Origin of the sequence: Citrobacter sp. UYEF32 (genome assembly GCF_040546205.1) — a bacterium.
Classification (GTDB): Bacteria; Pseudomonadota; Gammaproteobacteria; order Enterobacterales; family Enterobacteriaceae; genus Phytobacter; species Phytobacter diazotrophicus.
Map to the genome: position 1 here is coordinate 851,015 of NZ_JBEPNI010000001.1, position 12,510 is coordinate 863,524.

Below are 12,510 nucleotides of genomic sequence, written 5' to 3' on the forward strand. Positions count from 1 at the left end.
GATTATTTCAATCAAATAACCATATTGATACTAATGATTGAATGAAGAAAGCTTTACACAGCAAAAAACGGATGGCGAATGAATATTAGAGAAAACAGTTTCCACTTTTATTCACATCCGATTATTTAAAAAACTCATGATCAACCACACATTTATTTATTTTTTGCGATCAACAAATGTGATCTAAACGCTAGATTTTTATATTTATACTTTTCACTACTCGACTTTAAAAACGTGACCTGTGTCGCATTTGATTGTTTTCTGTTAAGACAGTGCTTCAATATCTTTTTCCCAGGCGTTCCACGGTTGTTTCTCTTCAATCAGGAAATCAATAAAAGAACGCACTTTGGGGTTGCGAAACTTACTGGGAAAATAGAGTGCATACAAGCTGTGTGTGGGATAGGCGTATTTTCCATCAAGCTTCAGCGCGACCAGTTCTTCGCTGGCGATATGCTTATTGATAAGATAAGAGGGTAACCAGGCAATCCCCTGCCCTGCAAGCGCCGCTTTCAGGAGTATCAAGCTACTGTTAGCCTGCACCGGTGTCTTCGCTTTGATATCACAGTGAGAGTGCTGCGGCATATCTGTAAAACGTAATGGCGGCGTCAATCCCGGGTAGACCAGGCATTCATGGCTGGTCAGTTCTACGCGTTTTGTTGGCGTCCCCATCCGTTGCAGATAGGCTGGAGAAGCACAATACATCCAGCTAATTTTGGAGAGCTTGCGGGCGGCATAATTCTGCGGTGGCGTTGCGGTAATCCGTAGCGCAATGTCTACATTGTTTTCATTGAGATTAATAAGGTGATCGTCAAGGTCCAGAATGAGTTCGACATCATGATTCTTTTGTCGGTACTCTTCAAAAATATCAATCAAATGCGCATAGCCAAATGCGACAGAACAGGTAATTTTTAATGCACCATGGGGGTGATTAAAATAACCGCAGGTTGTATTAACAATATCATCAAATTCTTTTAATAATTCACTGGCTCGTGAAACAAAATATTCACCTGCCTCGGTCAACTGAAACGTCCGCGTGGTTCGTTGAATAAGCGGAACACCCAGGTTTTCCTCCATGACCGCAAGACCTTTACTGATCGCAGAGGGTGAAAGATTGAGAAGTCGGGCCGCTTCCGAGAGCCCTTTCCCCTCGCTTATTTTAACCAGCATTTCTATCTGTTTGATTGTCAGTGGGATTGTCATATCGTCTACTATTACGGAGTGCTCTCAAAGATTGAGATAAAGAGAGCACTTGTCATCTGATAGCAGAAGTATGAGTTGAAAAAAATTCACAACCAAAGCAGATTAACTTTCAATTACAGATAGTTTTTCTTTCCAGACTACGCCAGAATCCCCGAAAATCTATTAAAATCGCGAGCTTTGCGTCCAGGGCACCCCGCTAAAATTCTTCGACTGACAGCGCGTTAATTATCATACTCTTTTCCTCTTATCTTTTTATTCCTGATCGTTTTATTAATTAACGGTGAGTACCATACGGAATTTAGCTTTCCCTGAGCGCATTTTTTCCCAGGCCTGCCGGGCGTTTTCCAGTGGCAGGGTTTCAATCATGGCGCGCACATCGGCCAACAGACTAAAATCCAGCGCTTTTTCTAATTCGACAGGTGTACCGGTAATGGCACCCTGTACAGAAATTTCCCTGCCGACTATCAAGCCTGGCATCAGTGACAGGTTCTCTTTTCCAACCCCTAACACCATCAATTTTCCCTGTGGGGCGAGTGCAGGTATAAGCGCGGAGACGGCAATACTATCAGTGATGGTCGACAAGATAGCCTGCGCCCCTCCCAGCCCTTTAATGATTTCTACTGCATCTTGTTTATTGGTATCGATATAGACATGCGCCCCAAGGGCTTTTACGTCGTGCGCGATATCATTGCCCCGCCCCACTGCAACCACACGAAAACCCATTTTTCGGGCATATTGCAGGGCAAGATGGCCCAGCCCACCCACGCCCTGAATGACCACAGTATCCCCCGCCTGCGCGCGGGATTTTTTTAACGCATTGAAGGTGGCGATACCCGCACAGAGTAAAGGTGCGGCGTCGACGGAAGAGAGATCGTCCGGGATAGCCGCCAGCCCCGTAGCCCGGGCAAGCATATACTCCGCATAGCCGCCGTCGCGAGAGCTGCCGGTGACAGGCTGATTCTGGCAAAGATTAAAGTGACCAAGACGACATTGCTCACACGCATTACAGTGCCCGCCCAGACGACCAACACCGACACGCTGCCCGACTTTTAAATACGCAGGCACCTGTTCCGGCAATTTCGCGATGGTGCCTACCACTTCGTGGCCGGGTACCCGAGGATATTCCACCCCTTTCTCATGTCCTTCAATTGCCCCCGTGTCGGCACCACAAATACCGCAGGCTTCCACTTTTATTAACACCTCGCCCGGGCCGGGAACCGGTAACGGACGTTCGACCATGTCCAGTTGACCTGGCGCGGTGACTTGCATGGCTTTATAGGTCGTTTTCATCTTTTCGCTCCGTATCATGCCCTTCGGTTCGGGTTTTTGAGGCCATTTTTACCGTCAGCCGGTTAACCCCTTCACGCGCTGCTTCGATAGCCCCCGCCAGATAGCCGGGAACCGTCGGAGACCATTCACTGGCGATACCGGTCAGGCAATGCGCCCACACGCCCTCAGAAGGAAAGGCAGGCGGAAAATGATGAGCGGCCTGCACCACTAAATCGTGCGGCGCGGCGGTGAAGGGATCAGCAGACCAGTCTTTAAGAAATTCCGCAGAGGGAAACGCGGCTTTCTCACCAAATAACCTGACCATCTGCGCGCGGCACAGTGAAAGCAGCCTCTCTTCCCCAAGCGAGTGACGGGATGAGGCAGGTATGCCGAGGAAACCAAACAGGGCATTGACCCCGCCAGGCACGGAGACGTCATGCAGCTCAACTAACGGACCGACCATACTTCGCCCTTCCCCGGACAATCCTTCTGCCGTCCAGAAAGGGTCATCATAAAGCGCCACATATTTCGCCTGGGGCGCCATCCAGGTGCCGGTATTTCCCCACTCATCCGTCAGACGCCTGGGTAGCGCAGGCGTAAACCGAATCGAATTGACCAGCATGGGGGGCAGCGCCAGCAACAGATGTTCAGCTTGTACAACAACCTCTTCGCCACACACAGTGACGCCCCGTAACCTGATCTCCTCGCCCGTGTGTTCGGCATGGGTGATGCGCAATCCAGTGAGAGTATTCTTCGCTGGCAGCCGTTGATACAGTTTTTCTGTCACCTGAGACATCCCGTCACGCACACGCATGGCAGCAGGAGTTGAGACGTAACCAGGATAACGAGAGAGTGACCCCATTGCGCGTTCATAAATGAGATCACCCGTCTCATTCTGCGGGATAAGTGCAACGCCCAGACCCGAGAGCACCCTGACTATTTCAGGCTGAACAGCAGGCCAGATCCAGGTGGCCCCCAAATCCACCCCGGTATTGCCCGCCTGCTGGATGCGACCACCAACAAACGCCCTGCCTTCCAGCAAGAGATAATTGATATTGGCTTGCTCCAGCAGACTGGCGGCATATAAACCACTTAATCCCGCGCCGACAATAGCCACCTGTGTTTTTAACATTGTGCGGTTTCCTGCATGGCTAAGAGATGCCCTTTTTTTATGTACAACAACGTATCGTCCGAACCGGCACTGCACACCAGTGGCTGCGTGACGGGAACACGTAGCCAGCTTCCTTCCCCATGGATACCATTTCCCTCAATGAGTGAGCCTCCCAGCACGAACAACTCAACGCCGCCGCTAAGCGCTGGTTCAAACAATAGCGTCCCGGTCGTCAGGCGCAGCAGACGGGTGTTTTCATGTTCGTTTTCAAACAGAGGGCACACCATTATTCCGTCCTTCTCATGCCAGTTCGCTGCATCACGGGTATTTATCCGAACGCGCGGCTGAACACCTGAGTTCATTTGTCCCAGTTTGACAAAAATTAGGGTGCCATTTTGGCTATGCGGTTGATGAGAGGAGCCCGGCGGGTTTCGTAAATACCATCCAGCAGGATAATCATTATCCCCCTCAGAAAACTGACCGGCTAAAACCAGAATTTCTTCACCGCCAGGATGGCGATGGAACGGGAATGGCGTCTCAGGAAGATAGCGGACAACACTGGTTGCGCGCGCAACCTCTTCACCAAGACGATCCAACATCACACGATCAACTCCCGCTTGTGGAGAGTTCACCCATTCATACTCTTCCCTGGCTATCGTGACGCGTCGGTTAAAATCATGATTAATCAACATCCTGAAATCCAGCGGTAGCAATAAAAAGCGACTCTCCCGCAGGAGAGTCACTGAGAGAAGATTATTTTGGCAATGCATCAAACGCATCAAGCGCACGGCTTGAGTAAACTAACGCCGCCCCCGTATTCAGGGTAATAGCGACAGCTAACGCCTCGGCAATCTCTTCACGCGTTGCGCCATGCTTTGCAGCGGCTTCGGCATGAACAGACAGGCAACCATCGCAGCGCGTGGTGATTGCAACCGCCAGCGCAATCAATTCATGGGTTTTGGCGTCCAGATGCCCGGATGCAGCAGCACCTTTTTCCATCTTGTCGATACCCTGCATAAACTCAGGCTGCAGGCCCGCAAATTTACCGACGGCAGAGCGTAACTCTTTACGCAGTTCAGTCCAGTCCAGATACATGTAAGCCTCTATAAGCGTTGGGGGTTACGCAACTGTGTAGATACGTACATCGGGTGCGCTGTTCAGATATGGTTTCAACGCTTCAACCACATCGTCGGTAAAGAGCTGAGAGCTTAAATAAGCCTGCGCTTGTTGTTCAGTTTTAAAACCATGCAAAACCTGAACATCTTCTTTACGTACCAGCAGTTCTTTTGATACCGCGCCGTCAATGTTGCTGAGGAACGGGGCTTTATACTTTTGGTACACCGCCGCTGCCGCAGCACGGTTTTGCTCACTGATATCCAACGTAATTTGTAAATAAGCCATGGTTAGCTCCTGGATTTGATTAATTACCGGTCGGTCTTTAACACGGCCGATCGCGTCCCACATGTTTTACGGTGCCAGGCTCGACAAGCTCTCCCCCAGCAAATACAGAAAGAAAATCTTTTTGATTTACTTTAAGCAATAGCTGCGCCGGTTGAGAGTTTTGTTATGATCCCCCTCACCGTTTCTGCATTATGTTAATGATTCCCATCAGGAACAAATGAGATAATCTTGGCTCTATAAATAGTTTTTCTATCTAATATGAAGATACCTGTTCATCTCAATGCATTACGGGCCTTTGAAGCCAGCGCCCGTCACCAAAGCTTCTCCCTGGCAGCCGAAGAGCTGAACGTTACCCCTGCTGCCGTCGGCCAGTTGGTACGTTCCCTGGAAGATGTAGTGGGCTACCCGCTATTCCATCGCAGCAATAATCGACGTGCCGCCCTGGTGCTCACCGAGCCTGCGCTGCGCGCGTTACCCGATATCCGCGCCGGGTTTCAAAGCCTGAATTTAGGGATGACGCTTCTGCGTGAAGGGGCGACAAATGGCATTCTCAATGTCACCATCAGTCCAGCATTTGCGGCGAAATGGCTGCTGCCGCGCATTGAAGATTTTCAGAGTCGCTGGCCGGATATTGATGTCCGTCTTGAAACCAGCCTTAAAATCCTTGATTTCACGGCGCAGGGTATTGATGTAGGGATTCGCTACGGGTTGGGTCAGTGGGAGGGATTACAGGCTGAACTGCTGATGTCTGAGGAGGTGTTCCCGGTTTGCGCGCCGTCATTGATGGCCTTAAACCCGACCCTGAATTGCCTGACTGGCGTACCGGAACAGACGCTTATCCACGACCTGTCTATGGAGCATCACAAAGACTTTATTACCTGGGAGCAGTGGCTTAAGCGTTTTAACGTCCAGGCTATAGCCCGTAAACCTGGTCTCAGGATCAATAACTCAGCGGCAGTGTTACAGGCTGCAATTGACGGACATGGTATTGCGCTGGCGCGTAGCATTATGGTTGAAGACGATCTGAAAAGCGGACGCCTGGTCCGGCTTTGTCCTGAATTGTCTCTGCAAAGCCCACTGGCCTATTACCTTGTTTATCGCCCTGGGTGCGACAGCCTTCCTAAGATTGCCTGGTTCCGTGAATGGGTGATTCAACAAGCGGCATTTGTTAATCAGGCGCTGATGAGCAGTCATTGAGGTGTATATCAGGGGGAGGTTTACAAACCGGGGTGAATGTCGAAGAAGCTGTGCTAAAAATACAAAACCTGCCTATCCACGCTCAAACCAAAGCGGGCTTACACCTTGCAAAGCCATATGTAAAATGGCGCGTGAAAGCCCGGCTTAACAGCGATTAACCCTGCACTTTCACCGTCACGCTGTTTTTAATAATGGAGAGAAACGCAATGCCTACCGGGACAAGCGATCCCCACAATACCGCGTTCCAGCCAAAAAGATTGAGCAGTGCCCCCGATGAAAATGAGCCCACGATCATCACACCAAACACCACAAAATCATTGAGCGACTGCACCTGCGTCTTTTCCTCCGGACGATGATAATCAATGATTTTTGCTGACGCGCCGATAAAACCAAAATTCCAGCCAATACCCAGCAAAATTAGTGATAACCAGTAATGGAAGATGTCGGTTCCGCTTAACCCGGCCACCACGGATCCGGCAGTAATCAGTAGCCCGACCGCCGCAATACGCATAGCGCCAAAGCGCCCGATGAGTTTGCCTGTAAAGAAACCCGGCCCGTACATCGCAATAACATGCCATTGGATCCCAAGATTAGAGGCCTCCTGCGACAGGCCATGCATATGCATTGAAAGCGGGGCCGCTGTCATCAGGAAATTCATCACCATATAGGTGACTGCACCGCTAAATACCGTGTTAATAAAGCCAGGCTGGCGCACAATTTCAGCCAGTGGTCGCCCTGCGGCTTTCGCCACAATCATTGGTTCTACGGATTTTACCCCTTTCAGCACCAGTGCGGAGAAAGCAGCCACAAGCGATTGCGCGATAAAGGTCATCGCAAACGTGTGAGGCGGCCAGAGATGCATGGTGCCAGTTACCAGCATGGGGCCGATCACGCCCGCCGCCACGCCGCCGCCCATCACCAACGACAATGCGCGTGCACGACGCTCTGGGGTGACGCCATCCGTTGCAGCAAAGCGGAAACTTAGCGCAACGGCCGCATAAGCGCCGCCAAGAAAGGCCGCGATACAGAACAGCAGAAATGAGCCCAGCACCACCGCGAGCGCAGCCGTAAGTCCCGTAATGACCCCCGTCCCGGTTCCGGTCATAAAAGCCGTTTTACGCCCATAGTTTCGCGCAAGCGCTCCCAATGGGAGAATGCAGGCCGCCATGCCCAGCACAAACATGGTGATAGGCAGCGTCGCCAGCGAGCTACTCGGCGCGATGGCATTTCCCACAATCGCCCCGGTGGCATAGAAGACCACTGAGTTAGCCCCGGCTAATGCCTGGGCCAATGCCAGGCGGGTAATATTATTATTCTGCTCAGCGACAGACAGCATACGTTCTTCGGTCATCGGATAAATGTTCCTGATTTTTTGTGCGTCGCAATGAGCAACATAGTTCTATTATCGTTAGCCATTCAGGTCACGACTAAATTACCTTCAATCGTCATGTTCTGTGACAACAACCAGCGGTTCCTGAGGATTTGCTGCCCGTCCTTTACCACCCAGCGCTTCTGGCTCATCAGCATGGATCACCTGTCCGTGTGAAGGCTGCAGGATCTCCCCGACAATGCAGGAGTGGCAGCATGTCTGGCTCGCCATGCCGCCTCGCCATGTTGTCACGATGTCATACTTCGCAACGTCGCTTTCCATTTTCTCTCCTGCGCCGAGCGCTTTTACCCGCACGGCATAGTCATCAGGTGTTACGGCCCGCCATGACGCCACCATCGATATCCCAGATGGCACCGGTCACCCATTCAGTCTTCTCTGACAGCAGGAATACAACGCTTTCAGCAATATCCACAGGTGCCCCCACACGTCCAATAGGATGGAAGCTGTCGAAGCTGTTCATCACCTCTTTTACATCGTCTTTCGGAATAAAACCTTCATAAATTGGCGTGTGCACCACGGCCGGAGAGACCGCGTTAACCCGAATGCCTCTACCACCAAGCTCAATAGCCATGTTTTTGGTTAACGCGTGCAGGCCCGCTTTTGCCATTGAATATGCCGAAGATGGCGTTGCGCCGATGGCCTGCTGCGCCCACATAGATCCGACATTGACAATAGCCCCTTTCATGCCAGCTTCAATCATGTTGCGTACCACATCGCGGGTAATAAAGAAGATGGCGCGGTTAATACTCATATACATGTCGTAATCCGACGTTTCGTGTTCAGTAAAGGCTTTCGGGAAGAACACACCCGCCGCATTCACCAGCAGGCTGATGTCTTTATGTTCGGTATTAATAGCGTCTATAACGTTTTGCATGCCCTTTTCTGTCATGAGATCCGCAACGATAACAGAAACCTGTCCGTCAACAGCCAGCGTCTGCCGCGCCTGTTCCGCTTTATCCTGACGGTTGCCCACCAGCACAACACTCCCCCCCTTTTTCAGGACGAGTTTTGCCGTTTCAAACCCCATTCCGCTCGTACCACCCACTACCAACAGCTTTTTACCGACAAAAGATGTGTTCATCGCTAACCTATTGAGATTCTTTGAATTATTAAAATGAGCTGGTTTTATACTCATCGTGTGAAAAAAGAATGCCATGGCTGCATAAGGCGGACGAATGAGAAGAAATTGCGATACGAGAAAGAAAATCTATCCCGGTGACATATACTGATGGGCATCAATGAAAATCAGGTTGCAGGAATGCGTTCGCTTAATCGATTGAAATGGTTGCATGCTTTTGAAGCAACGGCCCGTCATGCCAGCTTTACTGGTGCAGCGCAGGAACTGGGAGTGACTCCGGCAGCGGTAGGTCAGCTTGTCCGCGCACTGGAAGACTGGGTGGGTCATCCGCTTCTTCACCGAACGCGTTCGGGCAAAGAGCGTCTGACGCTGGTTGAAGAAGCGCAGGACGCGCTTGAGGACATTACAGAAGGGCTGGATAAACTCGAAACGGGTCTTAATAAGCTGCGCGGTCGACGGGCTCGGTCCGTTGTGGTGATCACCGCTTCTCAGGTACTGATGATGAACTGGCTAATGGAGCGTCTGAATCGGTTTTCCGAAACCCATGAGAATATCGACCTGCGTCTGAACGTAACCGAGAAAATAATGGATGTCTCCCACGGCGAAGCGGATATCGGGATTCGCTGCGGACAAGGAGACTGGCAGGGCGTTAACAAAACCTGGCTGATGGATGAAGAAGCCGTGCTGGTCTGTAGCCCCCGGCTTGTACCACCGGTAAAAATCAGTTGCGGTGAGTGGCTCGCCACACAAAAATTGATTTACGATGACACGCCGCACCCGGGGGCCAATTTTCCAACGTGGGAAAATGTTCTCAGAACAGTAGGTGCACCCGAAGCACGCGAAAGTGGACTGCACATTAACTCCACCTCAGCCGTCATTTTGTCTGCACTGAGCGGCCGGGGAATAGCCATCGTTCGTTATGCGCTGGTAAAGCAACTGATTGCTACCAACCAGCTTGTGCAACTGCATTCCGAATATCGCTGGCCATTAAAATGGTCTTATTACCTGGTGACGCCACAACAGAAAGTTGTGCGCAAGGAAGTCAAAGTGTTTCACGACTGGCTTCTTGAGGATGTTATTTCTGAAACCCCGTGATAACCCGTTTAGATAAATTTCTGGGCCGCGGTCATAATGTCATCCGATGAAAGCTGTCGGTCAGTAGCGACACGAATCTCCAGATGATCACCGGTGAGTGAGTGAACGCCTGCGTGCATAATATTTAGGGTCGCTTTCTCGCCGTTAGGGTATTCACAATCAACGGTCTTATCGCTGGCATTTCTGTCAACAGCTTTGACTGGCTGAGAGTTGAAAAAAACCAAAACTTTTGATGTCATAAGTCGGTCCTTAATTGATTACGTGAGGCAGGCGAAATATCTATGCGATATGCGTTGCTGTGATATTTCTGACAAATGGCACAGGATGCATTGTCGCTAAATTGTAACGTTCATTGGTTACCATTACGGTTTTGCAAAAAATACATTTTGCGCCATATGGATTAGTTTCTGTTACATCAAAATGCGAAACACGATATTGCGAGCCGTGACATTTTGGACAACGAAGATGAATATTAGAAATAGTGAAAGTGTCCTTAAAGTACTACTACATTAACAGCGGAAGGGCCTTTCGGACCGTTTTCGACTGAGAATTCAACCTCTTGATTTTCTTCAAGCGTTTTAAATTCATTGCTTTGAATAGCAGAAAAATGCACGAATACATCTTTGCTACCATCTTTTGGAGTGATAAAACCAAAACCTTTTTCAGGGTTGAACCACTTTACGTTACCTGTCGTTTTTGAAGACATAATTTTTTACCTATATAAATGTAAGCCTTTCGGCATGCAGGGTCCGATTACAGAATAATCGCATAACTTTCAATGAAGACTCAAAAAGAGATATCTAAGGATACTTAAAATGAGGGCTAAAAATGGAATGCTTTGGACTGGTCTGTGTATCAAACCGACAACTCATTAAGGCATGTCATATCCTATTATGCAAGTTTTATTTTCCTGGTCCATTCACCCCCGTTACGTTCGCAAGCATTCGTTTAATGTTGAAATCGCCAGCGACGCGTTTCTGATGCAGGGACTAATCATGCCTTTTAACGTAAAGAACTGCTACAAAACAGGCCAGGCCCGGCGATGACCTTTTTAACAAAGCGCCCTGACCAGCATGGATAATATCCCTGCTTAAATGGGAGCGAAAAAATGAGTATGGGCAATGCGCGCAGGGATAGTGTATGGTTACAGCCCATTTATCAGGAAAGACCCTATGCCACAACGCAAAGATTCAAAAAATAATCGCAACTATCTCGTCAAATGCACCTGCCCTCACTGCACCAAACAGTCAGAACATAGCTTTACACGAGTCCAGAAAGGCTTGTCATTGATGTGCCCTCATTGCAGTAAACTTTATAATCAAGACAAAACAGCCTTTGCTTAAGTCCGGTGTTTTTCCCGGAAATACATCACGGGTCAGAAGATCGTATAATACTTAAGTATTAATTTCATACGAAACCCTCCCGTCTGGCTTTTTCACACAGACGGGTACCACAAAGCTATATGCTCTGAACTCTATAACAAATCTACTTGTTCGCCTCCTTTCCAGAGGAATTATCTTAATTTATTTCACGTACAAACTGTAACAAAATAAGCGCAACAGCTAACCAGCAAATGCTATAAATATTATCAGGATGGAAAATACAGAGTGCGGAAATAAGGAGTAAATATGAAAGTTAAACTAACAGCCCGATTTATGGCCAGAGTGCATTTATTTTTGGCGTTAATTTGGGCAGTGCTGACAATCCCAACATTGCTGTGGTGGAAAAATAGCATACTCTGGGTTTCGCTGATGAGTATTTACGCCATCGTCATTTCGCATCTGGCAGCCTATAGTGCCGCACACGCCGAAAAAGCCGCCAGTCAGGCACTGAATGAAAGTGGCGAAGCGAATAAAAAAATACATGCGAAAAATACAGAGGCCGCAAAACAATAATTACCCGGAATTCACCTCGCCTGCTTTGCAGGTGAGGTCAGATTAACCGGGCGCAGTAATGTAGGGTTTCGATTCAATCTGACATAGCATCAAAAAAACGCATCGCAGGAAAGAACGTATATTCTATTTCGTCACCCTGTCGCAGTAACGTCACTCTTCTGATAATACCCCACCCGGTCGGCTTCCCAACCAGAATCAGGCGACACAGTTTTTTAGAGATGTATTTACTCAGAAAATCAACGTATTACTCATCCTTTTTTTTGAGAAGAGGTACTCTATTCATACTGATAATGCTGTGAAGGCGGGATGCCATTTTATTTTTCTCTTCTTGCGAAACTTCGGTGCAACACTCCGCCAGTTCCTGCCAGAGGAACAGCGCCCCCTCTGCCATCGTGTACCATGTAGCAGCCACCCGACCATACTCGGGGTCACATTCACGGATGGCCTTGTCCATCATAAGATTCAACACACTTTCGGTATGATCAGTTATCACATCAAGCCGCATAATTTATCTCTCCACGATACATTATGTATGGGATAGCGTAACGGTATAAGATTGTTAAAATTATTTATATACTACTGAATAATATATTTTCGGAATAAGCTTAAATTCTGATTTTTGAGACGAAGTGCAAAGGAATACTATACCGCATTTGCTGCCAAATTAACTCAAGCAAAACATAGTGGTGGTGAAGATACCAGGCAAAAGGAGTGTGAGCCTCACTGTGTCGACCGAAAAAAGATTCCCCTTCACAATTGAAGCAGCACTGCATAAAAATTAATAAATACTTAAACCGCATCTTTCCGCCAGCACGAAAGCATAGAGAAAAAAGCTGTTCTAATAACGTCAAAAACACACATGCAGCGAAGAGCA

At 48.8% G+C, this 12,510-nt stretch carries 17 protein-coding genes; 4 read left to right on the forward strand and 13 right to left on the reverse strand.

Annotated elements, in window-relative coordinates:
• Positions 1-264 precede the first annotated feature (264 nt).
• The 6 genes from ABIB59_RS04145 to ABIB59_RS04170 form a co-directional block, all read right to left on the reverse strand.
• A complete protein-coding gene (locus ABIB59_RS04145; protein ID WP_071196184.1) occupies positions 265-1,200 on the reverse strand; it encodes a LysR family transcriptional regulator in 936 nt (311 codons plus the stop codon).
• Between the two features lie 270 nt (positions 1,201-1,470).
• Complete coding sequence (locus ABIB59_RS04150) at positions 1,471-2,490, reverse strand: alcohol dehydrogenase (RefSeq protein ID WP_354034105.1); 1,020 nt, start codon at positions 2,488-2,490, stop codon at positions 1,471-1,473.
• Positions 2,474-3,601: a flavin monoamine oxidase family protein gene (locus ABIB59_RS04155; RefSeq protein ID WP_079496221.1), complete on the reverse strand. Its 1,128-nt coding sequence runs from the start codon at positions 3,599-3,601 to the stop codon at positions 2,474-2,476. Before ABIB59_RS04155 ends, ABIB59_RS04150 begins: the two co-directional genes overlap by 17 nt.
• Positions 3,595-4,272 (reverse strand): cupin domain-containing protein, encoded by a 678-nt coding sequence (locus tag ABIB59_RS04160; protein WP_079496220.1) that lies wholly within the window; start codon positions 4,270-4,272, stop codon positions 3,595-3,597. The genes ABIB59_RS04155 and ABIB59_RS04160 overlap by 7 nt, the downstream gene beginning before the upstream one ends.
• A gap of 61 nt (positions 4,273-4,333) precedes the next feature.
• Complete coding sequence (locus ABIB59_RS04165) at positions 4,334-4,675, reverse strand: carboxymuconolactone decarboxylase family protein (protein WP_071196180.1); 342 nt, start codon at positions 4,673-4,675, stop codon at positions 4,334-4,336.
• Positions 4,676-4,699: 24 nt separating this feature from the next.
• Positions 4,700-4,981 (reverse strand): hypothetical protein, encoded by a 282-nt coding sequence (locus ABIB59_RS04170; RefSeq protein ID WP_071196179.1) that lies wholly within the window; start codon positions 4,979-4,981, stop codon positions 4,700-4,702.
• 258 nt (positions 4,982-5,239) lie between these two features.
• On the opposite strand from ABIB59_RS04170, the gene gcvA reads away from it, so the two are divergent.
• On the forward strand, positions 5,240-6,178 hold the full coding sequence (gene gcvA / locus ABIB59_RS04175; RefSeq protein WP_071196178.1) for a transcriptional regulator GcvA: 939 nt from the start codon (positions 5,240-5,242) through the stop codon (positions 6,176-6,178).
• A 154-nt stretch (positions 6,179-6,332) separates the two neighbouring features.
• Here the strand turns inward: gcvA and ABIB59_RS04180 are convergent, their stop codons facing one another.
• The 3 genes from ABIB59_RS04180 to ABIB59_RS04190 all read right to left on the reverse strand — a co-directional run bounded on the left by ABIB59_RS04180 (position 6,333) and on the right by ABIB59_RS04190 (position 8,649).
• Positions 6,333-7,529 carry an MFS transporter gene (locus ABIB59_RS04180; protein WP_108700878.1) on the reverse strand — a complete coding sequence of 399 codons (1,197 nt, stop codon included), beginning with the start codon at positions 7,527-7,529 and terminating at the stop codon, positions 6,333-6,335.
• A gap of 87 nt (positions 7,530-7,616) precedes the next feature.
• The gene (locus ABIB59_RS04185) at positions 7,617-7,904 is read right to left on the reverse strand and encodes a hypothetical protein (protein WP_354034108.1); all 288 of its coding nucleotides are present in this window, start codon (positions 7,902-7,904) and stop codon (positions 7,617-7,619) included.
• On the reverse strand, positions 7,873-8,649 hold the full coding sequence (locus ABIB59_RS04190) for an SDR family NAD(P)-dependent oxidoreductase (RefSeq protein WP_354034110.1): 777 nt from the start codon (positions 8,647-8,649) through the stop codon (positions 7,873-7,875). Before ABIB59_RS04190 ends, ABIB59_RS04185 begins: the two co-directional genes overlap by 32 nt.
• 177 nt (positions 8,650-8,826) lie before the next feature.
• Here ABIB59_RS04190 and ABIB59_RS04195 point away from each other — a divergent pair, with 177 nt between their 5' ends.
• Positions 8,827-9,741 (forward strand): LysR substrate-binding domain-containing protein, encoded by a 915-nt coding sequence (locus ABIB59_RS04195; protein WP_125125640.1) that lies wholly within the window; start codon positions 8,827-8,829, stop codon positions 9,739-9,741.
• Positions 9,742-9,749: 8 nt separating this feature from the next.
• On the opposite strand, the gene ABIB59_RS04200 is transcribed toward ABIB59_RS04195, so the two are convergent.
• The 3 genes from ABIB59_RS04200 to cspE are packed head-to-tail and all read right to left on the reverse strand — an operon-like array spanning position 9,750 to position 10,447.
• Positions 9,750-9,980, reverse strand: a complete 231-nt coding sequence (locus ABIB59_RS04200) for a hypothetical protein (RefSeq protein ID WP_039079816.1) — start codon at positions 9,978-9,980, stop codon at positions 9,750-9,752.
• 40 nt (positions 9,981-10,020) lie between these two features.
• Positions 10,021-10,221, reverse strand: coding sequence for a cold shock small protein YmcF (ymcF, locus tag ABIB59_RS04205; RefSeq protein WP_072039759.1), 201 nt, complete (start codon positions 10,219-10,221; stop codon positions 10,021-10,023).
• Between the two features lie 13 nt (positions 10,222-10,234).
• A complete protein-coding gene (gene cspE / locus ABIB59_RS04210; protein ID WP_039079815.1) occupies positions 10,235-10,447 on the reverse strand; it encodes a transcription antiterminator/RNA stability regulator CspE in 213 nt (70 codons plus the stop codon).
• A 466-nt stretch (positions 10,448-10,913) separates the two neighbouring features.
• On the opposite strand from cspE, the gene ABIB59_RS04215 reads away from it, so the two are divergent.
• Both ABIB59_RS04215 and ABIB59_RS04220 read left to right on the forward strand, forming a co-directional pair.
• Positions 10,914-11,084, forward strand: a complete 171-nt coding sequence (locus ABIB59_RS04215) for a YnfU family zinc-binding protein (protein ID WP_222556294.1) — start codon at positions 10,914-10,916, stop codon at positions 11,082-11,084.
• Positions 11,085-11,369: 285 nt separating this feature from the next.
• A complete protein-coding gene (locus tag ABIB59_RS04220; RefSeq protein ID WP_039079814.1) occupies positions 11,370-11,636 on the forward strand; it encodes a hypothetical protein in 267 nt (88 codons plus the stop codon).
• Between the two features lie 244 nt (positions 11,637-11,880).
• On the opposite strand, the gene ABIB59_RS04225 is transcribed toward ABIB59_RS04220, so the two are convergent.
• Positions 11,881-12,141, reverse strand: coding sequence for a hypothetical protein (locus tag ABIB59_RS04225; RefSeq protein ID WP_039079813.1), 261 nt, complete (start codon positions 12,139-12,141; stop codon positions 11,881-11,883).
• Positions 12,142-12,510 lie beyond the last annotated feature (369 nt).

What these genes read in the sequence shown, in the direction of transcription:
- ABIB59_RS04150 (WP_354034105.1), bottom strand. Translation starts at nt 2,490, where the DNA reads ATGAAAACGACCTATAAAGCCATGCAAGTCACCGCGCCAGGTCAACTG.
- ABIB59_RS04200 (WP_039079816.1), bottom strand. Translation starts at nt 9,980, where the DNA reads ATGACATCAAAAGTTTTGGTTTTTTTCAACTCTCAGCCAGTCAAAGCT.
- ABIB59_RS04160 (WP_079496220.1), bottom strand. Translation starts at nt 4,272, where the DNA reads ATGTTGATTAATCATGATTTTAACCGACGCGTCACGATAGCCAGGGAA.
- ABIB59_RS04165 (WP_071196180.1), bottom strand. Translation starts at nt 4,675, where the DNA reads ATGTATCTGGACTGGACTGAACTGCGTAAAGAGTTACGCTCTGCCGTC.
- ABIB59_RS04220 (WP_039079814.1), top strand. Translation starts at nt 11,370, where the DNA reads ATGAAAGTTAAACTAACAGCCCGATTTATGGCCAGAGTGCATTTATTT.
- ABIB59_RS04185 (WP_354034108.1), bottom strand. Translation starts at nt 7,904, where the DNA reads ATGGTGGCGTCATGGCGGGCCGTAACACCTGATGACTATGCCGTGCGG.
- ABIB59_RS04195 (WP_125125640.1), top strand. Translation starts at nt 8,827, where the DNA reads ATGCGTTCGCTTAATCGATTGAAATGGTTGCATGCTTTTGAAGCAACG.
- cspE (WP_039079815.1), bottom strand. Translation starts at nt 10,447, where the DNA reads ATGTCTTCAAAAACGACAGGTAACGTAAAGTGGTTCAACCCTGAAAAA.
- ABIB59_RS04145 (WP_071196184.1), bottom strand. Translation starts at nt 1,200, where the DNA reads ATGACAATCCCACTGACAATCAAACAGATAGAAATGCTGGTTAAAATA.
- ABIB59_RS04170 (WP_071196179.1), bottom strand. Translation starts at nt 4,981, where the DNA reads ATGGCTTATTTACAAATTACGTTGGATATCAGTGAGCAAAACCGTGCT.
- ABIB59_RS04180 (WP_108700878.1), bottom strand. Translation starts at nt 7,529, where the DNA reads ATGACCGAAGAACGTATGCTGTCTGTCGCTGAGCAGAATAATAATATT.
- ABIB59_RS04215 (WP_222556294.1), top strand. Translation starts at nt 10,914, where the DNA reads ATGCCACAACGCAAAGATTCAAAAAATAATCGCAACTATCTCGTCAAA.
- gcvA (WP_071196178.1), top strand. Translation starts at nt 5,240, where the DNA reads ATGAAGATACCTGTTCATCTCAATGCATTACGGGCCTTTGAAGCCAGC.
- ABIB59_RS04225 (WP_039079813.1), bottom strand. Translation starts at nt 12,141, where the DNA reads ATGCGGCTTGATGTGATAACTGATCATACCGAAAGTGTGTTGAATCTT.
- ABIB59_RS04190 (WP_354034110.1), bottom strand. Translation starts at nt 8,649, where the DNA reads ATGAACACATCTTTTGTCGGTAAAAAGCTGTTGGTAGTGGGTGGTACG.
- ABIB59_RS04155 (WP_079496221.1), bottom strand. Translation starts at nt 3,601, where the DNA reads ATGTTAAAAACACAGGTGGCTATTGTCGGCGCGGGATTAAGTGGTTTA.